At 39.7% G+C, this 26146-nt stretch carries 19 protein-coding genes; all 19 read right to left on the reverse strand.

Annotated features, from left to right (window positions below):
* Positions 1-9: 9 nt before the first annotated feature.
* The 19 genes from ASG01_RS06260 to ASG01_RS06350 all read right to left on the reverse strand — a co-directional run bounded on the left by ASG01_RS06260 (position 10) and on the right by ASG01_RS06350 (position 26137).
* A complete protein-coding gene (locus ASG01_RS06260; protein WP_055861474.1) occupies positions 10-1026 on the reverse strand; it encodes an aspartate-semialdehyde dehydrogenase in 1017 nt (338 codons plus the stop codon).
* A 34-nt stretch (positions 1027-1060) separates the two neighbouring features.
* Positions 1061-1498, reverse strand: coding sequence for a hypothetical protein (locus tag ASG01_RS06265; protein ID WP_055861477.1), 438 nt, complete (start codon positions 1496-1498; stop codon positions 1061-1063).
* A gap of 85 nt (positions 1499-1583) precedes the next feature.
* Positions 1584-4346, reverse strand: coding sequence for a TonB-dependent receptor (locus ASG01_RS06270; protein ID WP_055861480.1), 2763 nt, complete (start codon positions 4344-4346; stop codon positions 1584-1586).
* A gap of 209 nt (positions 4347-4555) precedes the next feature.
* Positions 4556-5416: a carboxylating nicotinate-nucleotide diphosphorylase gene (gene nadC, locus ASG01_RS06275; protein WP_055861483.1), complete on the reverse strand. Its 861-nt coding sequence runs from the start codon at positions 5414-5416 to the stop codon at positions 4556-4558.
* Between the two features lie 16 nt (positions 5417-5432).
* Complete coding sequence (gene nadB / locus ASG01_RS06280) at positions 5433-7004, reverse strand: L-aspartate oxidase (protein ID WP_055861487.1); 1572 nt, start codon at positions 7002-7004, stop codon at positions 5433-5435.
* A 23-nt stretch (positions 7005-7027) separates the two neighbouring features.
* Positions 7028-7657, reverse strand: a complete 630-nt coding sequence (locus ASG01_RS06285) for an NAD(P)H-dependent oxidoreductase (RefSeq protein WP_055861490.1) — start codon at positions 7655-7657, stop codon at positions 7028-7030.
* A 113-nt stretch (positions 7658-7770) separates the two neighbouring features.
* Entirely contained in the window at positions 7771-10038 is a 2268-nt protein-coding gene (locus ASG01_RS06290; RefSeq protein ID WP_055861493.1) for a T9SS type B sorting domain-containing protein, read from the reverse strand.
* A gap of 88 nt (positions 10039-10126) precedes the next feature.
* Complete coding sequence (locus ASG01_RS06295) at positions 10127-12376, reverse strand: T9SS type B sorting domain-containing protein (protein WP_055861495.1); 2250 nt, start codon at positions 12374-12376, stop codon at positions 10127-10129.
* Between the two features lie 169 nt (positions 12377-12545).
* Positions 12546-13025 carry a ribonuclease HI gene (gene rnhA / locus ASG01_RS06300; RefSeq protein WP_055861499.1) on the reverse strand — a complete coding sequence of 160 codons (480 nt, stop codon included), beginning with the start codon at positions 13023-13025 and terminating at the stop codon, positions 12546-12548.
* 60 nt (positions 13026-13085) lie between these two features.
* The gene (dnaB, locus tag ASG01_RS06305; RefSeq protein WP_055861502.1) at positions 13086-14666 is read right to left on the reverse strand and encodes a replicative DNA helicase; all 1581 of its coding nucleotides are present in this window, start codon (positions 14664-14666) and stop codon (positions 13086-13088) included.
* 153 nt (positions 14667-14819) lie between these two features.
* Positions 14820-17174 (reverse strand): gliding motility-associated C-terminal domain-containing protein, encoded by a 2355-nt coding sequence (locus ASG01_RS06310; RefSeq protein ID WP_082498297.1) that lies wholly within the window; start codon positions 17172-17174, stop codon positions 14820-14822.
* 100 nt (positions 17175-17274) lie between these two features.
* Positions 17275-19362: a gliding motility-associated C-terminal domain-containing protein gene (locus tag ASG01_RS06315; protein WP_055861508.1), complete on the reverse strand. Its 2088-nt coding sequence runs from the start codon at positions 19360-19362 to the stop codon at positions 17275-17277.
* Between the two features lie 87 nt (positions 19363-19449).
* Positions 19450-20685, reverse strand: a complete 1236-nt coding sequence (locus tag ASG01_RS06320; protein WP_055861511.1) for an MFS transporter — start codon at positions 20683-20685, stop codon at positions 19450-19452.
* Positions 20686-20746: 61 nt separating this feature from the next.
* Positions 20747-21109 carry a hypothetical protein gene (locus ASG01_RS06325; protein ID WP_055862227.1) on the reverse strand — a complete coding sequence of 121 codons (363 nt, stop codon included), beginning with the start codon at positions 21107-21109 and terminating at the stop codon, positions 20747-20749.
* Between the two features lie 131 nt (positions 21110-21240).
* Positions 21241-21612 carry a hypothetical protein gene (locus ASG01_RS06330; protein WP_055861514.1) on the reverse strand — a complete coding sequence of 124 codons (372 nt, stop codon included), beginning with the start codon at positions 21610-21612 and terminating at the stop codon, positions 21241-21243.
* 18 nt (positions 21613-21630) lie between these two features.
* A complete protein-coding gene (locus ASG01_RS06335) occupies positions 21631-23130 on the reverse strand; it encodes a GH3 auxin-responsive promoter family protein (protein WP_055861519.1) in 1500 nt (499 codons plus the stop codon).
* Between the two features lie 105 nt (positions 23131-23235).
* Positions 23236-23529, reverse strand: a complete 294-nt coding sequence (locus ASG01_RS06340; protein ID WP_055861521.1) for a hypothetical protein — start codon at positions 23527-23529, stop codon at positions 23236-23238.
* Positions 23530-23707: 178 nt separating this feature from the next.
* A complete protein-coding gene (locus ASG01_RS06345; RefSeq protein WP_410492806.1) occupies positions 23708-24172 on the reverse strand; it encodes a hypothetical protein in 465 nt (154 codons plus the stop codon).
* A 132-nt stretch (positions 24173-24304) separates the two neighbouring features.
* Entirely contained in the window at positions 24305-26137 is a 1833-nt protein-coding gene (locus ASG01_RS06350) for a T9SS type A sorting domain-containing protein (RefSeq protein WP_055861523.1), read from the reverse strand.
* Between the last annotated feature and the right edge of the window lie 9 nt (positions 26138-26146).

The raw sequence follows: 26146 nt of genomic DNA on the forward strand, positions 1-26146 counted from the left end.
TTTGTTAGTTTACACTAAGTTATTTTTCACTAGATATTCGGCGATCTGTACGGCGTTTGTTGCAGCGCCTTTTCGCAGGTTGTCGGCGACAATCCAGAGATTCATCGTTTTGGGCTGCGTGAGATCGCGTCTCATTCTTCCTACAAAAACGTCATCTTTTCCTTCGGAATACAGAGGCATTGGATATTCGTTTTTCTCTACATTATCCATCACCACAACGCCGGGTGTTTCAGAAAGAATTTTACGGACTTCATCAAGATCAAATTCGTTTTCAAATTCGATATTCACACTTTCCGAATGTCCGCCCTGTATGGGAACGCGGACTGCCGTTGCCGTAAGGCTGAAACTGTCGTCACCCAAAATCTTTTTAGGTTCTTTCATCAGTTTGATTTCTTCCTTCGTGTAGCCGTCATCTGAAAAAACATCGCAGTGGGGAAGCGCATTTTTAAAGATCTGATAAGGATAGACTTTTGAAATATTGCTTTCGGTATCTTTATAACCATTAACGGAAAACTCAGTTTCTGCATTAAGCTGATCAACTGCGGCTTTTCCGGTTCCGGTTACCGACTGATACGTAGAAATAATCACCCGCTTCAAACGGTATTTTTCATGCAAAGGCCCGAGCACCATCACCAGCTGAATGGTAGAACAGTTTGGGTTGGCAATAATTTTATCTTCTTTCGTTAAAACATCAGCATTAATTTCCGGAACGATCAGTTTTTTATCAGGATCCATTCGCCAAGCCGAAGAATTATCGATGACCGTGATGCCAGCTTCCGCAAACTTCGGGGCAAATTCAAGAGATGAACTTCCGCCGGCAGAGAACAGGGCAATATCCGGTTTTGCAGCAATAGCGTCTTCGATGCTTACGACAGAAAATTCTTTCTGTTTATACTTCACCTTTTTACCGATTGATTTTTCTGATGCAACAGGAATCAGTTCTGTAACAGGGAAATTTCGCTCTTCGAGCACTTTAAGCATCACCTGGCCCACCATTCCGGTGGCACCTACTACTGCAATTTTCATTTTTTAATAGAAGAATTTTAAAGTTAAAATATAATTAGCCTCCGAAAAGTCTTTTCCACTGGAAGGCCCAAAGCATTAATGCAACAGCGATCACTGCCATAATTACCCAGCTCATCTGGATTCTGTCGGCAGTTTTGATTTTTTTGTTGAATATGGTTAAAAGAACAGCTGCAATGATCATCGCTGTTGGATGTTCTACATAGGTATTTCTTGAAACAGAATCTTTCATCAGTGTGCCGGCTTCTTTGGCAGCTTTGAAACCTGGTGAAAAGAAGAACAACATTACCAAACCGATTACCGCTTGTGTATGGAAGAAAATCATGGTGAAAAGCGTTGATTTTTTCAGCAGTTTGGAAATCTTTCCTGAGTATCCGAACATGGTGGCGAGAAGTGCGATAACAAATACTGCCGTGGCGAGCAAAATAAGATAGGCAAAGCCGCGGTGCGCCTGAAGCATGATGTTAAAATCCATAGTTTATTTTTTTTAAGTTGTGTACAAATATAAAAAAATCCCGGCAGTAAAGCCGGGATTTGATTATGATAAAAGCTTTTGAAGCTTAAAAATTGAAGTTGATGTTAGCAGCCCAAGTTCTTCCGAAACCGAAATATACCTGATTTGACTGATGAATACCTTTCCAAGTTCCTACATTGTTATAATTAACTAATGATTGCGCTTGTGCAGCTGCCTGCTGAGCCGGTGTCTGGCTTAATGATGTTGAAAAATTATTTGCAGTTAAACCCGTATGGTTATTAGTTGTTGCATCAGAGATATAAATTGTATCAAACAAGTTATATATATTAGCACCTACAGATATGCTCTGCTGATTTCCAATATCAAATTTGTAACTGGCTCCGATGTCGAATAAATTGTAGCTCGGTAAACGAAGTGCTCCTTTCTCAAGCGCCGGTGGTGTATAAATCGCGTTCTGCTGAGAAACATCAAACGAATTTACATCAAACCTAGCATACAATTGATCAAACCATCTCCAGTTACCGAAGATACGAAGACCTTTTACCGGCTTGAGTACGGCGCCTAATGATGCTGTATTCTGAGCGGCATCACCTACACGAACTTTATCAAGGTTCAACTGTGTCGTATTAGTGTTACCGGAAAGAACTACTGGAGTGTTGTTGTCATCAAAAACATTTCCAACCGCATTTCCTTTGTATTTCCAGTCCCCAAAAGAGAACATACCTTCAAGTTCTACGTATTTGCCGATATTGTAGTTAGCTTCAAGCTCAGCACCATAATGTACCTGGCGAATTCCGCTTACTTCTGCATATGCATTTTGAACTGTCTGACCCGCTGAGTTTTGTACTGTCAAACCGGTTCTTCTCTGAAAACGGTCTTTCCAGTCAGTACGGTAAAGGTTAACATTTACTCTTAGGTTTGAAGCTCTGAAACCATATCCTAATTCTGCACTGAAGATTTTTTCGTTCGTAAGGTTAGGATTTACAACCTGTCTGTTACTTGGATAAACTCCGTTGAAGAAAGGTTGTCTTGAAATGTAACCGATATTTCCGAATACATTATGATTAGCATTGATGTTGTAGTTTGCACCAGCTTTTCCGTTATATCCAAGAATGTCTTTAAAGCCTGTTTTAGTATTTACAACAGGTCCTACAACAGCTGGTTGCTGAGTAACACCATCAACTATCCAGTTATCAATTCTTTGATAACCTTGATTTGAAATGGCTCCCTGTACAAATGCAGTGAAGTTATCTTTAGAATATTCTACCTGACCAAAACCACCATACCAAAGTACTTCTCCATTGTAATTACGGTTAGCAATCTGAGAATCATCCTTTACTGCCTTTACAAAAGGATTTGCTGAAGGTCTTGGAGCATAGGCCTGAGTGATCAAATGACCTACAAGAGAATTTGGGTCAGGTGTTGCGTTTAAATCTCTTCTTTCTAATAAAGCATTAGCACCCAGAAAGTTTGTAACCAGACCAGGATGATAACCATAGTAGTAACGTGCATCTATACCCACTGAAAAGTTTAAATAATCATTAAGTTTGTGGTTAAAATTAGATAATACGCCATACCAGTTGTGAGAGTTAACATTAGATCTCATTGTGATCCCGTTTCCGTTTCTGAAACTTGTCGCAGCAGTTGTAGCATTGGGTGAATCTGAAACGTTTACTCCAGGACCTGCAGGAAATGTATTGGCAGGAGCATTTGCTGTATTACCTACTGTAAAATCTGAAATTGCAGCACCTTGATTCCATCTTACAATATCATCCCATCTGATTTGTCCGTCAGCCGTTTTAGCTAAATTAAAAATGGTTTTACCATTAATGGTTCCGATAGCTCCTGTACCGCCACCTCTACCAAAAGAAGCATATGCTACTGTTGATAATTTAGAACGCTCAGACATTTTCCAGTCCCAGTTGAATGAAGCAATTGGCTTAGAATAATAATTGGTGTTTGTAGAATACTGTTGGCCGTTTAATGTACCCCAGTTAGAATTGTATCTTCTGTTAGGATTTTCGTTTTTAGCACCATTCAGTAAACCATCACCCATATCTAAATAGGTAGCGATTGTATTGGTGAAGTTTTGATTGTGATATTGGGGAGCACCTGTAAATGTAAACTGGAAATCATGTTTAGCATTCGGCTGGTATCCTACTGCAATATAATAGTTGTACGCTTCGAAATCTGAACCGTTAATATACATAGCACCTGCAGTTCTGCTCATTAAGAATGAAGTAGACCATCCTTTTTCGTTTTTACCGGTGTTATATGAGAACAAGGATTTGAGATAACCGTTGTTAGCTAAACCTAAAGAAACAACACCCGCTCTTTTTTTGTCAGCAGCTCTTGTCAGAATATTGATGGTTCCACCAACAGATGCGATTGCTAACTTAGAAGAACCTAATCCTCTTTGAACCTGCATATCAGAAGTCACATCAGATAAACCAGCCCAGTTACTCCAGTATACCTGACCGTTTTCCATGTCATTTACTGGCATACCGTTTACCATTACAGCAATGTTTTCGTTACCGAAACCTCTGATTCTGATACTTGCATCACCGAAACCACCTCCACCTTTAGTAGCATATACTGATGGTGTTGTGTTAAGGATTTCAGGAAATTCCTGATTTCCCAATCTCTCCTGAATCTGTGCTGCTTTAATATTTGAAACAGCAACTGGAGTTTTTCTGTCCTTCGCAATGTCGGCAACACCTGCGATGACAACTTCGTCAATATCCTTAGATCGTGTATCGACGGTGTCTTTTACCGTTTGTGAATAATAAACGCTGGCTGTAGAAAGGGTAATAACTACCGTAAGCAGCGATCTGTTGATTAATTTCATAATCGTTATTAATAGTTAGTATTAAATTTTGTGCAAAAATCGGCAAATAAACTTTAACTATTATTAACTATATGTTAATTTTTATTCAATCTATATAATGATTAATTATCAGATAATCAGGGAATTATATTTTACTAACAATTTTATGGTAAAAAGTCATATTATTTAATTATCATAAATAATAACAACTTTTTATGAATAGCATAATATTATTTCACGGCTTTCAGGCTTAAATCAATGTTCTTCGCAGAGTGGGTAAGCGCTCCGGCAGAAATATACGTCACGCCCGTTTCTGCAATTGCAGTCAGTTGACCTCGCGTAATTCCCCCGGAAGCCTCAGTTTCACAACTTCCATTGATAATTTCTACAGCTTCACGCATCATCGCTACCGACATATTATCAAGCATGATGCGGTCTGCTTTTGTTTTTAAAGCTTCGCGCACTTCCTCGAGATTTCGGGTCTCGACTTCAATTTTCAGTTTTTTACCGGACTGTTTTATATAATCTCTTGCCATTTTCACAGCGTTGGCTATGCTTCCGTTGTAGTCAATGTGGTTGTCTTTCAGCATAATCATATCATACAAACCATAGCGATGATTAGTTCCGCCACCGATCGCGACCGCCCATTTTTCACAAACCCGGAAATTTGGTGTCGTTTTTCTTGTGTCTAAAAGTTTAGTTTTAGAACCTATCAAACGGGAATCCCAATCGTGTGTCATCGTTGCGATACCGCTCATGCGCTGCATACAGTTCAAAACCAGTCTTTCGGTAGATAAAATTGAACGTGCACTGCCAGTCACAGTAAAGGCAATATCACCAACCTTTGCAGTTTGGCCGTCCTGAATCATGATGTCGGTCTGCAGATTTTTATCAAACGTCTTAAAAATAATTTCGGCTAATTCTACACCAGCCAAAATGCAGTTTTCCTTAACCAAAAGCTTTGCACTCTGCTGCAGATCTTCCGGAATTGTTGCCAGTGTCGAATGATCACCATCCTGAATATCTTCTTCCAGCGCGTTTTTTATGAAATGTTTTAAAACTTTATCAGTCACGTATTTTGGTCTTTTCATAATGGTTCTGTAATATTTAAGCAAAATCTTTATTGTAAAATGCGCCTTTATTTTGTGTCATTTCCATCGATTGGCTGATGATAAGGTTTGCGACAGTGGTAAGATTTCTGAGTTCTGAAAGTTGCGGTGAGAGAATAGAGTAGCGGTATATTTCGTCTACGGCGGCGGCAATTTCAGACTGTTTTTGCTGCGCCATTTTCAGCCGGTTATTGCTGCGGACAATCCCTACAAGATCGCTCATCATTTCCTGAAGCTGTTTTCTGAGATAAGTGATAATAACCATTTCGTCGATGATTTTCATACCTTCTTCGTTCCATTCTGGGATGGCTTTCAGATCTTCAAAATTAAAATTGTTCTGCTTTAAAAGTTCTATAGTTTTCATCGCGGCATTATGTCCGAAAACCAAACCTTCCAATAGTGAATTTGATGCAAGACGATTGGCACCGTGCAGTCCGCTGTTGGTACATTCGCCTACAGCAAACAAATTTTTTATGGAAGACTGCCCATCCTTATCAATTTCAATTCCGCCCATCAGATAATGGCACGCCGGAACCACCGGAATCAATTGTTTAAAAGGATCGATCCCTTCATCTTTACATTTGCGGTAGATATTTGGGAAATGTTCCAGAAAACGTTCATGATTCATTTGTCGACAGTCGAGACCGACAAATTCATCACCCGTAACCTTCATTTCGGCATCGATGGCTCTGGCGACAATATCACGGGACGCCAATTCTTCGCGCTCATCATATTTATGCATGAATTTTTCACCGCGCTTGGTTCGAAGTTTTGCACCGTCTCCGCGCACCGCTTCCGAAATAAGAAAAAGCATTCCGTCAAGTTTGCTGTACAAAGCCGTCGGATGAAACTGATAATACTGCATATTGGTCACCTTTCCCTTTGCGCGCGCCACAAAAGCAATTCCGTCGCCTGTTGCAATAGTTGGGTTGGTTGTATTTTTGTAAACATGACCTGCGCCGCCGGTCGCTACCAAAGTGATTTTGGATGTAATTTTTTTAATATTCCCCGATTTTTCGTCTAAAATATAGGCTCCGTAACTGTGAATTTCTTCTTCGCCTACTTTTTTACCGGGAACGTGATGCTGCGTAATGATGTCGATCACGTAATGATGGTCTAAAATTTCAATGTTGGCATTACTTTTTATCGTAGCTAAAAGTGCACGCTCGATTTCAAAACCGGTAATGTCTTTATGATGCACAATACGGTTTTCAGTGTGACCGCCTTCTCTTCCCAGAGCAAATTCGCCGTTTTTCTTGTCAAAATTAGCGCCCCATTCTACAATTTCTTTAAACCTCACTGGTGCTTCACGCACGACCATTTCAACAACGTCGCGTTTGTTTTCGCCGTCGCCGGCACGCATCGTATCTTCAATATGTTTTTCGAAATTGTCATTTTTAGCGTCGGTCACCACTGCGAGGCCGCCCTGTGCATACTTGGTATTGCTTTCGTCTTCGTCAGATTTTGTGACGATGATTATTTTACATTCCGGGAACTGCTCAGAAACTTTTATCGCGTACGACAAGCCCGAAATTCCGGATCCGATCACCAATACATCTGCTTTTATCATAAATATAATTTGCGGCTCAGCCTCTAGATAAATTTAAATAATTTTTCGCTGGGTTTTCTTACTTTTTTCAGATTCTGAAAATCATCATCTTCTGCTCTGTAGCCCAAAGCCAAGGAAACAGCCACCTTTTCTCTGGTCTTATCAATCTCCAGAATTTCTTCTATTAAATCTTGTTTAAAACCTTCCATTGGGCAACTGTCAACATTTTCAAGCGCTGAAGCAAAAATAAGATTGGCTAAAACAATGTAGGTTTGCTTTTCAGACCAGTTTGAGATTTCCTCTTCTTTTTTCTGAGTAAGAAAACTGTCGATGCTTTTTTTGAAAGGATTTAAATTGTCAGTCGGTATTTCGCGCGTTTCAGCAATATGAGAAAAATAGCGGTCGACATATTCCGGCTCAATATTTTTTCTTGAAACCAAAACCACGAGATGCGAGCAGGTAGAGATCTGCGACGGATTGTAAAATGCAGGAATCAGTTTTTCTTTAATTTCAGCTGAAGCTGCTACGATCATTTTGTACGGCTGCAAACCCATCGAGCTCGCGGCGAGCTTTCCCGCTTCCAGAATGTTCAGGATTTTTTCTTCTGAAACGCTCTTTTGCGGATCAAATTTTTTGACCGAATATCTTTTACGTAAAGCTTCCAAATAATGCATAAGACAAATTTAAGAATAGATTGCCGAATATGTGCCAGAAGTTGATTTTTATACCAAACAAAAAAATCACTCCCAAAAAAAGAGTGATTTGATATTTAAAAATAAAACTGAATTTATTCTCTGTTTTTCACCATGATCCATCCGGAGAATTTCACAGGCGTTTTGTTTTTGTTGTTCTCCGTCCAGGTTAGCGTGTACCAGTAATTTCCGGTAGGTGCTTTTCTGCCGTTCGCCGTTCCATCCCATCTGTAGTTGTTGCTTTTGTCTGCCACATGAAGTGTCGCACCGTAACGGTCGAAAATGGTAAACGTAAGATCTAGTTTATCTGAAAGGGCAGAGTAGTCGATGTGGTCATTTTTGCCGTCACCGTTTGGCGTAATGACATTGATAATATTCGGAACGGTGATGTTGATTACAATTGGCGCACAGTTGTAAGAATCTTTCAGATAGACTTTGTGCATTCCTCTTGAAATATTCAAAAAAGTGTTTGAAGTCTGCCACGTTGTATTATCCATCGAATACTGATACTGAGGTGTTCCGCCGCTTGCATTCACCACCACGGTTGTATTTTGAATATCCACCGATGAAATTACCGGCTGAGGAGAAGGCAGTACTTTCACAAGCTGCGTTACAGTACATTCTCCGGTTTTCAGCTGCACAGAGTAATTTCCTACCATTACATTGCTGATCGTTTGAGTTGTTGCGCCTGTACTCCACAAATAAGAAGTAAATCCTGAACCTGCATCAAGCGTTGTTTTACTTTCAACACAAATCGTTTTATCTTTCAACACGGTTGAATAAACCGGCGCTATTACCACCAGATTCACCTTAGCGATTGCATAACAGCCGTTGGTATCGATTACTTTAACATAAACAACACTGTTTGGCGCGATATAAGGATTTGGCGTACTGATTTCGTTGGTACCATTCACGGCATCTGTTACCGACGGATAATATTTTTTTGTTAAACCTGAAACAGACGTAACCGCTGCATTAGTCAGGTTAAATGATCCGTACGAAAGATTGTTTTCGATGCTGCAGGCACGAAGTGTAGCTTCATTCACTGTTGCAACAGGAAATGTATTTAAAGTAATGACTGCATTGCTCGTACAGCCTTGTGCAGTGGTTACTTTTACATGAACCGTGCTTCCGTTGGCTGCAGGGTACGCTGAGAAGTTTGTAATCTGTGAAGTTCCGGCATTTAAAGCGGCCAAAGTCGGGTAATACTGTTTTGTTACCGGATTTACCGTACTTACAGTGGCATTGTCTAAATTGAAAATTCCTACGCCTACGCCATTATTGTTACAAGCGGTCAAAGTCGCATTGGTCGCAGTAAATGGAGTCGGATTCAGAATAATCTGCCCGTCGCCATTGTCACAAAGTGTCGAGGTCGGATCTTTAACAACTACTGTTATCGTTGTGTTTCCTGTAAAACTGAAGTTTGCCGGATTTGCAATTGGTGTTGAACTTCCTAAGATGTAATAACTGATAATATAGTTCGCAGGATTGTTTACAAACTGTGTTGCAAAATTTGTCAGGTTAATGGTACCGATTCCCGATGAAGGATTTGAACACACAAAAGGCGTAACTGTACTTTGAAGAATCGGAACTTTATCGATAAAAACTTTTACATTTTTTATGGAATGTCTTGCACTCGCGCCACCTGTCGCCGCCGAGAAACCAAAATACCCGGTCGTCATCCCAATCGCACCGCCAGATGGCGCAAAAGACTGATTGACGATCTGTGTTCCGTCTAGCGTCATTGTGATAATCCAGTTGTTGACATTCGCAGGATCTACCATTCCGTTTACCACAACATGGCGGTAAGTTGCTCCCACAAATGGTTGTGTAGGATTTAGATCTGCAGAGTGAAATGTACTGTTTGGGGTGTTGTTGTATTCAACATTCGGGTTTGCTGCTGGTGTATTATTGGTGCCGTACAGAATATGTACTTTACTCATCTGTCCTTCGGTGCTGTTGTTAAAAATATCGTACGCGACCATCAGACCATTGGCATTCGCAGGAATTCCCAAACCACCACCGCTTGTAAAACCTGCCGGCGGATTCGATAGATACCAAAAAGTAAAACCGTCACCACGACCGTAAGCTGTGGTCCCGTTTCCGTCGATTCTGAAATCAAATTCTACCTTCCATTTATCGCAAAATTTAAGGTTGATAGGATTGGTTAATTTAATTGCACCAAACTGTCCCGTTTGATCTGCTGTCAGTTGTATAAAATCAGTATTTACCACCGCAGCAGGAACGATATCCCAGCCGGTTGTGTTTACAGGATTTCCTGCGAGTTGATAAGTCTGCGCTTTTACCGAAGCTGTAAAAGAAAACAGAGACAGTAAAAAGCCAAAGAGTAGGTTTTTTTTCATATGAATGTTTAGAAATTAAATCTTTCGGTTTAGTAGAAAAATAAAAAAGCCATTCTCACGAAGAGAATGACTTTTCTGTTTAAAAAAATTATTCACGGTTTTTCACCAATACCCAGCCGGTGTATTTCGTCGGAGTACTGTTGATATCATTTTCATTCCAGGTGATGGTGTACCAATAGGTTCCTGTCGGAATTTTTTTGCCTGCGCTCGTACCGTCCCACTTGAAGTTTCTCAGTTTGTCGGCTTCATATTTTTTGTTTCCGTATCGGTCGTAAACGACAAATACCAAATTCTTTTTGTAAGCTAATGCGGTATAATCAATTACATCATTAATGTTGTCACCATTCGGCGTGATCGCATTCAGCAAATTCGGAACGGTTATCTGCACCATTACCGGCGTACAGTTGTAGGCGTCTTTCACATACACCTTATTTTCACCTCTTACCAAATTTGAGAATACATTTGAATCTTGCCAGTTGATTCCGTCTAAAGAGTATTTATAAGGAGCCAAACCTCCGGAAACATTCACCGTAATCGTATTGTTGCTGATGTCAATACTTGAAATAACAGGGTTTGAAGAAGCTTTTACCTGAACAACCTGTCTTGTCGTACAGTTTCCGGTTTTAAGATCAACATAATAAAGCCCTACCGGCACACCGGAAATTGACTGCGTTGTAGCTCCGGTACTCCAGATATATCCGTCAAAACCAGGTCCTGCATCAAGCGTGGTTCTTGCATCGATACAGATTGTTTTGTCTTTTAAAACAGCAGAATAAGTTGGCGGTGTTATTTTCAGAGTAATTTTTTTAATAACAAAGCAACCGTTGCTTCCTATAACTCTTACATAAACTTCACCGTTTCCTGAAGGATAAAGTGTTTGATTCAGGATCTCATTTGTTCCGTTCAAAGCATTGTCAAACGTGGTGAAAAATCTTTTGGTAACACCGGCCTGAGCAGTAACATTGGCCGTAGTCAGATCAAAAATCGACGCTGAAATGTTGGCCACAAGGAAGCAAGCCTGAATCGTTGCATCATTTGCAGCCGGTAAAGGTAAAAACGAAAGTGTAATCTGAGCATTTCCTGTACAGCCTTGTGGCGTCGTCACTTTTACATATACCACGCCCGGTGCCGAAACATATGTTGTAGGATTTGTAATCTCGTTGGTATTGTTGTTAAGATCTGTCAGCGTTTTATAATATTTTTTCTGTGCTCCGACTACAGAAGTTACTCCAGCCAGTGTAAGATTAAAAGTCGCCGTTGAAGCATTATTGTTGTTACATTCGTTCAGTGTGATGTTTGTCGCAGAAAATGGTGAAATCGTAAGATTAATCAACGCATCCCGGTTGTCGCAAAGCAACCCTGAATTATCTTTAATAAAGACACTTACCGCTGTATTGGCACTAAACTGATAGTTGGTAGGATTAGTGATCGGAGTTCCGCCCACCGCATACGTTATTGTATAGTTTGCAGGATTTGCAACAAACTGATTATTAAAGGTTGTCAGATTAACCGTCGCCAAACCGTTTCCGGGAGCCGGACAAAAACTTGCCGCTGCCGTTGGCTGAAGAAGCGGAACTTTATCGGTATAAACTTTTACATTTTTAATGGAATGACGCGATCTGTTGCCCCCTGTAGACGCTGAGAAACCGAAAAATCCGTTTGTCATCGTCGCAGCAGCACCAGCCGGTGCAAAAGACTGATTACAGATGACAGTGCCGTCAATGGTGATTTTAATGATCCAGCTGGCGGGCGCAGCAGGATTTACATCTGCTGTTACTTCTACATGTTTGTACGTTGTTCCCTGAAAAGGCAATGTCGTATTCAGATCCGCAGAGTGAAAAGAACTTCCTGTAGTATTAAAAAATTCCACGTTATTGAGATCTGTCGTATTGGCAACCTGTCCGTAAGCAACATGTACCTTACTCATCACCGCCGTAGTTGTATTATTATAGGTATCTAAACCCACAATCAGACCGACAGCATTTTGAGAAACTCCAAGACCGGAACCTAGAACACTGGCGACCGGCGGATTTGCCAAATACCAGAATGCCAAACCGTCACCATTTGCCGTCTGATTTGAATCCATTCTGAAATCAAATTCCACACGCCACTTATCACAGAATTTAAGGTTAATCGGATCATTGAGTCGGATTGATCCTGACTGATTATTCAGGTCCGCCGTCAGCTGAATAAAATCTGTATTTACAACCGTCGGCGCGACAAGAGTCCAGCCTGTTGTATTAACCGGATTTCCTGTAAGCTGATAAGTCTGTGCGAAAAAATTACCGGAAAATATAAATAAGAGCAAGGTAAAAAAAGGAAGTAGATTTTTTTTCATCTAATGGAGATTCTATATTCAAGCCGTAAAGATATTAAAAGGAAGAAGATAAATAATCAACTTCTTTTAATTTTCTCGAAAATAATCGTTATAGTGTAATCGATCTGCTTTTTTATCGAAAGAATCAAAAAGAATGGGAAGTCTTAAAAGGGATTTAAAAATAACAGGCTTATTTGAAAAGCTGATTATCAGAGACATTTTCAAAGCCTTCATCGACGAGAAGATTACTTGAAGCTGCGGCTGCAACAGCCAGTTTATCGCACAATTCGTTTTCAATATGACCAGCGTGACCTTTTATCCAGTGAATTTTTGGCTGATAAATTTTATAAAGATCTAAAAATTTTTTCCAAAGATCAGGATTTTTCACGTTTTTCCAGCTTCGTTTTACCCAGCCGGAAATCCAGTTTTGGTTGATTGCATCAGAAACATATTTGCTGTCGGTAAAAATGTGGATGTCGTTTTCTGTAGATTTCAGCTTTTCAAGGGCAGTAATTACCGCAAGAAGTTCCATTCTGTTGTTTGTAGTTTTTCGGAAGCCTTTTGAAAATGTTTTCTGATAATTTTTTTCGGGAACGCGCATGAGAATGCCGTATCCGCCTTTGCCGGGATTTCCGCTGCAGGCGCCGTCGGTATAGATTTCAATTCTCATTTTTGATGAAGTGTAATTATTAAGCTTAAAATTAATTAAATCTAAATTTCAGCCTAAAAATTAAAAAGGAAAATCATCTTCGTCATCCAGATCATTCATCGATGAGCCTGAAACTTTAGAATTATCAGGAAGATCAAAAGCAGCGCCCGGCTGTATCGTCGTCCTGATTTTATCGAAACCGCTTGGCTGTGGCTGCATGCTTCCGCCATAACCGCTACCGTTGAAAGCCGCTTCAATATCATCAAATTTAGCAAAATGTTTCAGGAAAGAAAGCCTCACATCGGCAGTGGCTCCGTTTCTGTGTTTTGCGATAATTAATTCTGCCTGATTTTCTGTCGTGGTTTCCTGTCCTTCCTCATCATTGTCCCAAACACCGATTTTGTAATATTCAGGTCGGAAAATAAATGATACGATATCCGCATCCTGCTCAATCGCACCAGATTCTCTCAAATCTGAAAGCTGAGGTCTCTTTCCGGGACGCGTTTCAACACTTCGTGAAAGCTGAGAAAGTGCAATAACCGGAACATTAAGTTCTTTAGCAATGGCTTTTAATGATCTTGAAATCATCGAAATTTCCTGCTCACGGTTTCCCGGGCCTTTACCTGCAGATCCTGCCGTCATTAGCTGGAGATAATCGACCATGATCAGCCGTACGCCATGCTGCATCACAAGTCTCCGGCATTTTGCCCGAAAGTCAAATATAGAAAGCGAAGGTGTTTCGTCGATATAAAGCGGCGCATTTTCCAGCTCTGAAACATTGCTGAAAAGTCGCTGCCATTCTTCATCGTCCAAAGTTCCTTTTCTGAGTTTTTCAGATGAAATTTTAGTTTCGGAAGCAATCATTCTGGTGATCAACTGTACCGAAGCCATCTCAAGAGAGAAAAGTGCCATCGGGATTTTGTGCCCAACCGCAATATTTCTTGCCATCGAAAGCAGAAAAGCTGTTTTCCCCATCGCCGGTCTCGCGGCAATGATGATTAAATCTGAATTTTGCCAGCCACCGGTTTCTTTATCAATATCGCGGAAACCGGATGGAACGCCGGAGATTCCTTCTTTATCTTTTAAAGATTTAATTGTGTCAATTGCCTGTTTTACCAAAGTATTTGCCGTGTCGAAACCTTTTTTAATGGTACCGTTGGTGATTTCAAAAAATGACTGCTCTGCTTTATCTAAAAGTTCAAAAACGTCGGTTGATTCCTTATAAGAAGTATCAATCACATTCGCCGAAACATTAATCAGACTCCGAAGAATATATTTCTCAAGAATCACGCGCACATGATATTCGATATGCGCTGATGAACTCACACCCATTGTCAGCTCGATGATGTAATGATCGCCGCCTGCGGTACTGAGTTTTTCTTCTTTTTTAAGTTCCTGAATCACGGTCATCAGATCGACCGGATGATTTCCTTCATACAGTTTCAAAACGGCTGAAAAGATTACGCCGTGTCGCGGATCATAGAATACTTCAGGCGTAAGAAGATCGATCGAGTGATCGAGACCTTTTTTATCAATTAAAAAAGTTCCTATTACCAAACGTTCAAAATCTACTGCATTGGGCGGCATTTTGCCATCCGCTATCGAGAGTTCTCTCGCGAAATTTCCTTGTGTAAGAGACGATAAAGTTTCTTTCTGAGCCATTGCACAAAGATAGTTTATTTCGAAAAGAAGCCTGAAATACTAATCAACATTTTTTTTGGCACATGCGGAAATCCTTTTGTCTAAAGGGTTCTTGGTGTTAATAAAAAAATCACCTCATTTCTGAGGTGATTTATGTTTAAGGTATCTAGAATATTACTCGCGGTTTTTCACAAGAATCCATCCGGAATATTTGGTCTGCGTTGCGGCAGTATCATTCTCATTCCAAGTGATGGTGTACCAGTAGGTTCCTGTCGGAATTTTCTTACCTGCAGAAGTTCCGTTCCACTTGTAATTTCTTACTTTATCAGCTTCGTACACTTTGTTTCCGTAACGGTTATACACTGTGAAAACCAAGTTCTTCTTGTAAGCCAAAGCCGAATAATCAACTTCGTCATTCACATTATCACCGTTTGGCGTGATCGCATTAATCAGATTTGGTACGGTAACTTCAATCACTACAGGCACACATTTGTTGGCATCTCGGAGGTACACTTTGTTTTCTCCTCTTGGCAAATTGGTCAGTACGTTTGAAGTCTGCCAATTGGTGCCGTTCGATGAATATTCGTAAGGTGCAGTGCCACCAGTTGCGTTTACTGTGATGGTATTGTTAGCGATATCAAGACTTGCGATGACAGGCTGAGTTGTTGGTTTTACAGTTACTGTCTGAGTGGTGATACAGTTCCCGGTTTTCAGTTTCACCCAGTATGAACCGACTGCTACACCTGATATAGACTGTGTTGTAGCACCTGTGCTCCATTCATAGCCAGCAAAACCAGGTCCTGCATCCAATGTGGTACGGTCTTCAACACATATTGTTTTATCTTTTAAAACCGTAGAATAAACGGGCTCTATCACTTTTAGATTAACCCTTGCGACTGAATAACAGCCTTGTGCACTTGTTACAGTAATAAAAATTTCTCCGTTTGCCGAAATATAAGAAGACGGGTTTGGAATTGGATTTGTGCCTGCATTGGCATTGGCCAAAGTCGTAAAATATTGTTTTGTTCCGTTCTGTGTAGTAACGTTTGCCGTGGTAAGATCAAACTGCGCTGTCGTAGGATTTATTGGAAGAAAACAAGACTGAAGGCTTGCTGTATAAACTACAACAACCGGATAGAAACCTAAAGTAATTTCGCCATTACCGGTGCAACCCTGTGAATTAATCACTTTTACATAAATCTTTTTAGGGACTGTAGAAGTGTATGCCTGCGGATTGGTAATTTCATTCACACCTGCGGTAAGGTCTGCAAGAGTAAGGTAATATTTTTTGGTAACTGTATTATCTGCATACACTGGTGCAGAGGTTAAATCGAAAATTCCACTTTCCAGATTGTTGTTATTACATCCAAGCAGATTAAAATTAGTCACAGGAAGTGGTGGTAAAAATTGAAGCGTGATTTCCGCAATATCTGTACACCCTTCCAGCGAAGTTACTTTTACATAGATAATACGTGGAGCAACTGATGTGAAGTTGGCCGGATTGGTAATTTCGTTTGTTCCTGCATTCAGATCAGCAAGCGTGGGATAGTATTTTTTTATTGCTGTGGGATCACCGAAAACATTTGCGGTCGTAAGGTCAAATAATCCTGTTCCGAAGCCGTTTATATTACAGGCAGTAACTGTTGCATCGAGAGCCACAATATTACCTTGTTTAAATTTGAATTTTCCGGTGATAAAACATCCGTTCACGGCACTATTTGGGTTTGCAGGATCGTTATATTCTAGACGGTAGTAATATATTGTTGTCCCGTTTACAGTTGCAGTCGTAAGTGGACTGTTCCCTGTAATCGCATCATTTACGTTATCATGATAGGTAACAGTAAAATTTACGTTACCATTAAGAATACCTGTTGACAAAGTGGTAAAATCAAACATCATCGGAAGAGCACACTTCAAAATCTCATTCGGATTTGCCGGATTTGCCGCAGGTATGCCAGGTGTGATAAATGGATTTGGTGTAAGAGTAGGATTTGTAAACGGCGATGTAAGGGTTGCTGTTCCGCCCCAAGTCAGTGAAAAACCGTTTGCAGTGCTTAAAAAATTATCTACAATTAAATAGTATGTTTCTCCCGCTACTACATCCATCGCGCTGCTGAACTGAGATGGGGCACCTCCATTAGGAATTGCTCCGGTCGGACTGGTTGCCTGTGTAGATAAACCTGTCGGTCCGTCTGCACCAGAATAATTACATCTGATTTGTGCACCTAAAGCTGCGCAATTCGCGTTGGGGCCATAAACTGCAAAATCGTAATCATCAGCAAAAACGGCCGGATTTATTGTAAATGTAAGCGTTCCTGACGTAGCAATGGTAAAAGAATACCATACAGAAAAGTTCTCATCCTGCTGTAGACATCCAGGATTTGAAAGATCTTCGAGAACACTTCCTGGTCCTGACGGCGTATAGGAAAGATTTGAATTTCCACAAACCGGAATCGCACTTACGCAGTCAGACTGAGAGTAGAAAAGCTGTGCGGTGATAAGTATAAAAAAGAGTAGTAACTTTCTCATATTGAAATGTATTTTAAACAAATTTAATAAAACTAAAACAAAAAATGTGGCAAAAAATAAAGCCGCCCAAAAAAGGCGGCTTATTGTGGTATAAATTATTTTATTCTCTGTTTTTTACCATTATCCAGCCAGAGTATTTTACAGAAGTGCTGTTTTTGTTATTCTCAGACCACGTGAGAGAATACCAGTAGGTTCCTGTTTGTACCTTTTTGTTTCCGTTGGTTGTCCCGTTCCATTTATAACCGTTGCTTCTGTCTGCAGTATGCACTTTGTAGCCATATCGGTCGTAGATGTTCATGGTAAGATTCTTCTTTCCGGCTAATGATGAGTAATCAATTAAATCATTAACACCATCACCATTCGGAGTGATTACATTAATTAGATTCGGAACAACAATCACGATCTGTATCGGTGTACAGTTGTAAGAATCTCTTACGTAAATGGTGTGGTCGCCTCTGCCCAAATCGGTAAAGATATTGCTGGTCTGCCATTTTACGTTATCTAAAGAATATTCATACTGTGGAGTTCCGCCGGCAACATTCACTGTCACGGTGGTGTTGTTAATATCAACGTCGGAGATGACAGGCTGTTCACTTGGGAAAACAGTTACTTTCTGAGTTACAGTACATTCTCCTGTTTTTAAAACCACCGTATAATTACCAATACCAACATTATTAATGGTCTGTGTTGTGGCACCAGTGCTCCAAAGATAACTTGTAAATCCTGGGCCGGCATCTAATGTTGTTTTACCTTCGAAACAAATTGTTTTATCTTTTAAAACTGTTGAAAATACCTGCGGAATAACAATCAGATTGATTTTTGCTACTGTAAAACAGCCGTTTCCGTTTATTACACGTACGTATACAAACCCCGTAGGTGCAATGTAGTTTGTCGGAGTTAAAATCTCATTTGTCTGGTTTACAGCATCTGCTGCAGAAGGATAATATTTTTTCGTAACAGGGCTCTGTAAGGTTACCGACGGAACCGTGAGATCAAATTTACCGGTAGAAGGATTTGTTTCGATCGCACAAGAACGTATTGTTGCTTCGTTAACCACCACCACAGGATAAAACTGCAGTTTGATCTCTGCAATATCTTTACATCCGAAAGGTGATGTTGCCAAAACATAAACAGAGCCTCCGGCAGAAGGGTACTGATAAATGTTGGTGATCTGATTGGTATTGTTATTCAGATCAAACATCGACGGGAAGTACTGTAAAGTATAGGTCGCATTACTGTTAATTGCTGCATCCGTCAGGTTAAAAACGGCAGTTCCTTCGTTGTTATTGTTACACTTGGTTAGCGTAGCATCATTAATCGTAATGGTTCCGTCTTTAAATTTAAAACTGCCGTTCAGCGCACAGCGGTTAATAGGGTTGTTTGGATTCGTAGGATCTGTGTAAACGATATTGTAGTAATAAGTGTCTGTAGTGTTCACAATGATCGGCGTCGTTATCGGGCTTGTTCCTGTAATCTGATCATTGGTATTTAAGAAATACTGCACCGTAAAGTTTGTATTTCCGTTTATAATACCAGTGCTTAAAGTATTAAAATTAAAAGTAGCAGGATTGGTACATACGATAACCTCATTCAAACCATTTGGATTCGCATTTGGCAGACCAGGTGTAATAAAAGGATTGGTGATAAGTGTAGGATCATTAAAAGGTGAAGCTAACTGTGCACTTCCTGACCAAGTTAAGGTAAAGCCATTTGCAGAGAGTGAGTAGTTATCTACAACCAGATAATAAGTTTCACCGGGAAGAACATTCAATGCACTGCTGAACTGTCCTGGTTGACCTCCATTCGGAAAAGCACCGTTTGGATCTGTTGCTAATGTAGACAATCCTGTAGGACCATCTGCACCTGAGAAATTACATCGCACCGGTAAACCGAGATTTGAGCATTGTTTATTTGGACCATAAACAGCAAAATCATAATCATCGGCAAAAACATTTGGGTTAATCGTAAAAGTAAGGGTTCCCGCAGTTGCTACAGTAAATGTATACCAAACAGAATAATGTTCATCAGATACAAGGCATCCCTGAAGATCTTCTAAAATATTTCCGGCACCGGAAGGTGTATAAGAAATTCCCGAGTTACCGCAAACCGTAATAGCTGTCGGGCAGTCTGACTGCGAGAAGAACAGTTGGGAAAATATAATTAGAAAAAATAATAGAGTTTTTTTCATTGTTAAAAAAAATTTATCTACAAATATAAAAATAATTAAATGATAACGAATATTTAATACCGTTAAAATCAAATGGTTCTTTAGTACTTAATATTGCATTTTCCGCAGTTTTTTATTCGTGGTACCCACCAAAATCGCGATAAGCACAGTAATGGTTCCGCCGACCAAAACAGAGCGTACCACACCGAGGTATTTTGCAGCCAGACCGCTTTCAAACTGACCCATTTCGTTGCTCGACATAATGAATATTGAATTGACACTTAAAACCCGGCCACGGATATGATCCGGCGTTTTCAGCTGTACGATCGTTCCTCGGATCACCACCGAAATTCCGTCTAAAATTCCGCTTAAAACCAGGAACATAAAGGATAGCCAGTAATAATTTGAAGCGCCGAAACCGATAATGCACAAACCAAATCCTGCCACTGCAAACAGCAAAATGATTCCCTGATTTTTTTTAATTGGGAAAACTGAAAGACTGAGAATAATAATCATCGCGCCGATGTCAGAAGCGGCATTCAGCAGACCCAAACCGTCAGCTCCGGTTTTTAAAATATCCGTTGCGAAAACAGGAATCATCGCGACAGCACCACCAAAAAGTACTGCAAACATGTCGAGACAAAGTGCACCGAGAATTTCTTTTGTTTTAAAAATATACGAAATCCCCTCTTTCATACTTTCCAGAACTTTTATCTCTTCTTTTTTATGCTCAGAATATTGCCTGTTGAGTTTCCAGAAGAAAAATGAAGAAAGCAGAAGCAGCGAAATTACGGTTACCAAAGTGTAAGCAATTCCGACATACTCAATAAGAAAACCGCCTGCCGCGTGACCGCAAACCGAAGAAATCAGAAATGTCGCCTGATTGAGCGTAATAGCTTTGGGAAGATTGATTTTCTTTACAATCTTTGGAATCATCGACGGAACAATCGGCCCGATAAACGCGCGCGCAATTCCCGTAAGAAAAATAACGCCGTAAATATAATATGTGATTTCGTGTCCGGAAAAATGAAGTTTTACATTAAAAAAAGCAGGAATCAGCAAAAGACTTATGAGAAAAAAATACGCGTAATTGCAGATTAACAAAAGTTTTTTCTTTTCATTCATGTCAATTACATGGCCCGCATATAAAGCGCAGCTCACCGCCGGAATTACCTCAGCCAAACCAATCAAACCGATAGAAAAAGGATCTTTCGTGAGTTTGTAAACCCACCAGCCCAAAAGCGTAGCAAGCATTCTGAAGGCTAAAACGATAAAAAATCTTCCTGTGAGAAGATTCCGGAATTCTTTATTTTCTAAAATTTTGAGCGGAGCCAGAGAAATCATGATGCAAAAATAGCCTTAAATCTACATTTAAGGCTATCAGAAATAGGTTATTTAGAAAATTTTAGTCTGCACGTGAAGCGCTGATCACGATAGCGGCCACGCCTGCAGCAGCAATTACAGCGCCTGCGGTCGTAATATTTGCCTTTCTCGTATCTTTTGCAGAAGCGACAGCAGATTTTGCGATTTTAATTTCCGCGCTGTCTTTCTTGCTTGCCATCCCGATAATCGTGTCGCCTTTTATATTTCTGAAAAGCAGTTTTTGTCTCTTGCTGCCGTCGCGCATGCTGAAAACGTACGTTTTACCGGCCTCAAGATTACTGTAATTATTGCCCTGGATATTTTCAGAATATTTGGTGGTCGCACACGATGAGATCACAAAAAGTGATGTAAGAAGTGATGACTTTAAAAGTACAGATGCTTTCATTAGTTTATTTAATTTCTCAAATGTATCATTTTTTTTGAACATACGATTTTCATAACGGCAAAAATTCACGTCAATCAATTATTTTTCTTGATTTTTAATGTTGTTTTCTTGTGAATGATAATTTATTACAGTTAATTTTCGCTGGGCGCGCCTAGAATTGATGTTGCCGCATCAGTCGCTTTTTTAAGGACGACAGTTCCTACGACCACGCTTCCTGCGATCGTACCTACGAGAATCACCGTGCCGGCAGTGTTGTTTTTTACCTCCCTTTTAATATCATTTTTAGCGACAGCTGACTCATTTTTTCCATCGAAACCAATAATGCTGTCTTTTTGAATCGAACTGACCGTCACTGAAAATCTATCTGAAGATTTTTTTTCAAAGATATATCTGTCGCCCGCGCGCAGTTCATCAAAGTTTTCATTTGTTCTTCTAGAATCATACAGAGTAGAGGCGCAGGAAGACGTCAGATAAAGGATGAAAAATAAAATTGTTTTCTTCATGTGTTTTTTAAGTGTGTCTTAAAACTGATATTTCTCAAGCAGTTCAGCAATTTTGCGGTCATTCGCCAGCCGCGGAATTTTACTCTGTCCGCCTAGTTTTCCCTGAGATTTTGCATATTCCTGAAACGCATTTTTCTTCAGCGACGTTATTTTTAATTTCTGCAGAATATTTCCGGAAATCAAATCATCATAATACGTATTTCGCTGGCGAAGCTGTCTTTCGAGTTCGTTTTTAAATTCTTCTAAATTTTCCGGCTCTTTTTCAAACTCGATAAACCATTCGTGATACGGCAAACCATCTTTGGGATTGACTTCCGGCGCCAGATGAAATTCGGTTATCTGCGCGTGAATCTTCTGTAAAGTGGCCTTCAGCGCTTCTTCCACTTCAAAAGCAATTACATGCTCACCAAAAGCGGAGGTGAAATGTTTGGTACGCCCGCTCACCAAAACCCGGTGCGGATTTTTATCAATAAACCGCACTACATCGCCAATGGAATAGGCCCAAAGCCCGGAATTGGTCGTGAGAATCATCGCATAATCTTTATTCAGCTCAATATCTTTTAACGTAAGACGCGGCGCATTCGGCTTTCCGAATAATTCTAAAGGAATAAATTCATAGAAAATCCCGTGATTGGTCAGCAGAAGCAAACCTTCTTTCTGATAATCATCCTGAAACGCAAAAAAGCCTTCAGAAGCAGGAAAAGTCTGTACAATATCCACACTTCCACCAAGCAGTTCTTCCATTTTCTCGCGGTACGGCTCGTAATTGACGCCACCGGTGACGATCAGCTGGAGATTCGGGAAGAGTATCTTTATTTTTTTACCGGTTTTTGCGGTTAGTTTTTCAAAATACATTATCAGCCATGGCGGAATTCCTGAGATCAGCGTCATGTTTTCTTTTTCGGTTTCCTCCACGATTTTGTCGACTTTCGCTTCCCAGTCTTCTATGAGATTGGTTTCCCAGCTTGGCAGTCGGTTTTTCTGAAGATAATTGGGGATGTGATGCGCCACAATTCCGGAAAGACGCCCGGTTTTAATCCCAAAAACCTCTTCAAGTTCCGGACTTCCCTGCAGGAAAATCATTTTTCCGTTCACGAAATCGGCATTTCCTTTTTTCTGAATGTAATGAAAAAGCGCACTCTGCGCACCCGCAATCTGAAAAGGCATTCCTTCTTTAGAAATTGGAATATACTTCGAGCCGCTCGTCGTACCCGAAGTTTTAGCAAAATATTCCGGAGTTTCCGGCCAGAGAATATGACGCTGTCCGCGTTTTACTTTTTCAATATAAGGCTTCAGATCTTCATAATCTGCAACCGAAACTTTCTCCTGAAAATCTTTAATAGTTTTAATATTTTCAAAATCATGTTCGCGCCCGAAAAGTGTTTTTTCAGCAGTTTTTACCATTTCGAAAAGCAGTTTCTGCTGATTTTCCACCGAGCGGGATTTCCACATATCAGCTTTTTTTATATGTTGGCTGGCCCAGATTTTTGCCGCGAATTTTTTTATGAAATTTAGCATACTTCAAAAATAAATGTTCTTCTTCAATTCTCATTACATCTTTTTATTAAATACAAAAAACCGGCAGATTGCTCTGTCGGTCTCCTGGAAATTTGATGAAGAATGTTATTTGTTTGCTTTGTAACGCTTATCAGGCGTTCCGTCTTTTTTCAGCATTTTATTTTCTTTGTAGCGTTTGTCCGGCGTACCGTCTGCCTTCATTTTCATGGCAGGTTTTGCAGTTTCAGTTTTAGTGGTTTTGGTCTGCGCAGTTACTTTGGCTGTTGCAGCGGGTTTTGCAGTTTGGGTTTTTGTCTGTACTGTAGTTTTTGCAGTGGTAGATTTTGCCGGCATAGTCTGCTGAGCGTTGGCAAGTCCCAGTCCTAAAATAAGAGACATTGCGGTAATGAATTTTTTCATAATGCTTGGTTGTTTTTACTGAAGTAAATGTACAAAAGAAAATAATCGGTTGTAGAATCATTAATGATTTTAACTGAATTTTATCGCACCTTAAAATTAGCTTTAAAAAGTTTCAGCCCAAAAAAAACCTGCTTCAGTTGAAACAGGTTTTAATCTTAATTTTATAAAATGTGATTGATTATCTTGTACAGTTCGCCGTCCAGGTATTTCCGTCTTTAGAATACAAAATTTTCAGTGTATTGTTGTCAATTCTGATGTAAGAAGTGGCTGTAGAACCGATGCTTACCAATACATTATCACCTTGCTTCTGAAATTCTACTCCGTTCAGATCAGGAATTCCGTTTGAGAAAGCGAAGTTATATTTTGTTCCGCTTGCAATTTTGGTTACAAAAACACTTCCGTCATTAGCCTGGATGTTGTTTCCGTTTCCATTATACAGAATGTTTCCTTTGTAAGTTCCTGCGAAGAAGTCGCTGTCTGCAGGATCATCATCCTTACTGCAAGATGCAAATGAGATTGCCGTGAAGAATAACAGCACGAATGCTCCTAAAATTTTGAATACATTTTTCATAATTAAATTTCTTTTATGGGTTTGTCTCCAACTCTTTTCAAACGCTGTGCCGAAGATTTCGGAAGTTTTCATTTTAACAGATTTTAAAAAATTCTGTGCATAATAAAAAGTTGTATTCAATTACTACTATATAAAGAAAGCGGTTTCTGATGATTTTTCAAAACCGCTTTTGCTGCAAATAATTTTATGTATTATAATTAAACGTTATTTGTTGACAGTCATTTTAAAGTTTTGTATGAGATTACCGTTTTTTCCTAAAATATTTACCATATAATTTCCCTTTTCAAGTAAAGGCTGTAGATTCAAATGATGTATTTTCTCTTTCCTTTTTACTAAGTTTCTCTTATAAACAAGCCTACCTGAAAGATCAAAAATGCTGATAATCTGACCTTCTTTTCCAAAAATATCTCCCCGCAGTGCGAAATTTCCATTGTTAGGATTATCATGTAAAGTGATTTTCTGCGTTTTTGCTGTTTCTGAAGTATTTAAATTTTTCAAATCAAATTTTACCAAAAAATTCATATATCGCTTTGTCGACGGTGAATTAGTGGGGTATGGATCTGTAAACTGTGCTTGAAAACTTCCGGGAGTTGTGATCCCTATTGGAGATGCTGTGTCACCATAAAGATATAATGAAGAATTTTTTACTGCGATATTAAAACCTTCATTTGCTGAAGTACTGGAGCCTCCATAATATGAAGTCCACTGTAAAACTCCATCAGTATTAAATTTTGAAAAAGTTCGATTGATGGATAAATTTGTGTTAAGTGTAGGAGATTGCTGATATACATTTGAAGTTGCGACATTGTTGCTAACTCCCCAGATCTGCCCACAAATGTAGATGTCATTACCTGAAACTGCGATTGGTTGATGAGATCCCTGTGCGAGATCCCAACCCGATCCGCCAACGTACGTACTCCATAATCTTACTCCTGCGTGACTGAATTTTGTTAAGAAAAGATCCATTGGACTTGTGTTTTGCGGTTTATGACTTCCCACTGTTCCGTAGAAATTAGGGTTTGCATTATTGCTTTGATAACTTTCATCGCCTAAAATATAAAGCCCCGACTCGTTAACTTCAATGTTTCGTACCGAGTTACTTCCCGTGGGATTAGCATAATACGTTCCCCAATTTCGGCTGCCGTCATTCGCATTTATTTTAAGCAATGCAAACTGCCCTTTTATAGTTTGAAAAGCATTTGCAGTAGGAATAATAATTTGATTGTTTGCCTGAAATGAAGTAACACCTAGATATACTGCACCAGAAAAATACTTGATCGTTGAAGAGTAACCCGGATACAATGTGCCCCACAATCTTTGTCCGTTTGGGTTAAGTTTTACTAAAAAACCACAGCCTGGATTTCCATTATTGTACATGTATTGATAATTATCCTGATAAGCACCAGGAGTTCCAATGTTTACACCATCGAAAGTTGTACCGGTTACAAACACATTCAAGTTATTATCTGATGTCATCCTGACAGCAGAAGGTAGATAGGTTGCCCAGAGAAGATTATCAGAACTGTCATATTTTGCCAGGATAAATTCTCCAACAGAAGGATTCCAGCTTGCTGTTGTTATAGGTATAGGCGGAGCGGTGGATGCGGTGATTTTAAATTGAAAATATTTATTATCTGACTGATCAATATGCAGTAATTCTTTGGTGTAACTGCCAGGAATGTTACTTAGGTTCTGGTGATATTGATAGGATAAAAGAGTACCGGCACTATTGAATTTTGTATAAAAATTGATTGTTGAGTACGAATCGGGTCCAAACTGAAAATTCTGTCCGCCTCCTAAACTATACTGTTGGTAGTAAGATACAGGATTGCCGGCAATCGGTTCAATATAACCTTTTGTATAAATGTTATTTTGAGAATCAAAAAACAGTGCGTCTCCGTTGAATATATATGTATGAATTTTGCCTCCAATAGGTCCTAAGTAAGTTCCCCAAGATCTTTGGTATTCAAACGTTGATTGTGAATGTAGGATTATGTAAAATATAAAGGAAATTGTAGAAAGTAATTTTTTTATCATATTAATTGT

This window comes from Chryseobacterium sp. Leaf180, assembly GCF_001424585.1.
Taxonomy (GTDB): Bacteria; Bacteroidota; Bacteroidia; order Flavobacteriales; family Weeksellaceae; genus Chryseobacterium.

Coding starts and splice junctions, on each gene's coding strand:
- ASG01_RS06260 (WP_055861474.1), bottom strand. CDS start 1,026: ATGAAAATTGCAGTAGTAGGTGCCACCGGAATGGTGGGCCAGGTGATG.
- ASG01_RS06295 (WP_055861495.1), bottom strand. CDS start 12,376: ATGAAAAAAAATCTACTTCCTTTTTTTACCTTGCTCTTATTTATATTT.
- ASG01_RS06285 (WP_055861490.1), bottom strand. CDS start 7,657: ATGCATTATTTGGAAGCTTTACGTAAAAGATATTCGGTCAAAAAATTT.
- ASG01_RS06270 (WP_055861480.1), bottom strand. CDS start 4,346: ATGAAATTAATCAACAGATCGCTGCTTACGGTAGTTATTACCCTTTCT.
- rnhA (WP_055861499.1), bottom strand. CDS start 13,025: ATGAGAATTGAAATCTATACCGACGGCGCCTGCAGCGGAAATCCCGGC.
- ASG01_RS06290 (WP_055861493.1), bottom strand. CDS start 10,038: ATGAAAAAAAACCTACTCTTTGGCTTTTTACTGTCTCTGTTTTCTTTT.
- nadB (WP_055861487.1), bottom strand. CDS start 7,004: ATGATAAAAGCAGATGTATTGGTGATCGGATCCGGAATTTCGGGCTTG.
- ASG01_RS06325 (WP_055862227.1), bottom strand. CDS start 21,109: ATGAAAGCATCTGTACTTTTAAAGTCATCACTTCTTACATCACTTTTT.
- ASG01_RS06320 (WP_055861511.1), bottom strand. CDS start 20,685: ATGATTTCTCTGGCTCCGCTCAAAATTTTAGAAAATAAAGAATTCCGG.
- ASG01_RS06335 (WP_055861519.1), bottom strand. CDS start 23,130: ATGCTAAATTTCATAAAAAAATTCGCGGCAAAAATCTGGGCCAGCCAA.
- ASG01_RS06310 (WP_082498297.1), bottom strand. CDS start 17,174: ATGAGAAAGTTACTACTCTTTTTTATACTTATCACCGCACAGCTTTTC.
- ASG01_RS06315 (WP_055861508.1), bottom strand. CDS start 19,362: ATGAAAAAAACTCTATTATTTTTTCTAATTATATTTTCCCAACTGTTC.
- ASG01_RS06345 (WP_410492806.1), bottom strand. CDS start 24,172: ATGAAAACTTCCGAAATCTTCGGCACAGCGTTTGAAAAGAGTTGGAGA.
- ASG01_RS06265 (WP_055861477.1), bottom strand. CDS start 1,498: ATGGATTTTAACATCATGCTTCAGGCGCACCGCGGCTTTGCCTATCTT.
- nadC (WP_055861483.1), bottom strand. CDS start 5,416: ATGAAAAGACCAAAATACGTGACTGATAAAGTTTTAAAACATTTCATA.
- ASG01_RS06340 (WP_055861521.1), bottom strand. CDS start 23,529: ATGAAAAAATTCATTACCGCAATGTCTCTTATTTTAGGACTGGGACTT.
- ASG01_RS06330 (WP_055861514.1), bottom strand. CDS start 21,612: ATGAAGAAAACAATTTTATTTTTCATCCTTTATCTGACGTCTTCCTGC.
- dnaB (WP_055861502.1), bottom strand. CDS start 14,666: ATGGCTCAGAAAGAAACTTTATCGTCTCTTACACAAGGAAATTTCGCG.
- ASG01_RS06350 (WP_055861523.1), bottom strand. CDS start 26,137: ATGATAAAAAAATTACTTTCTACAATTTCCTTTATATTTTACATAATC.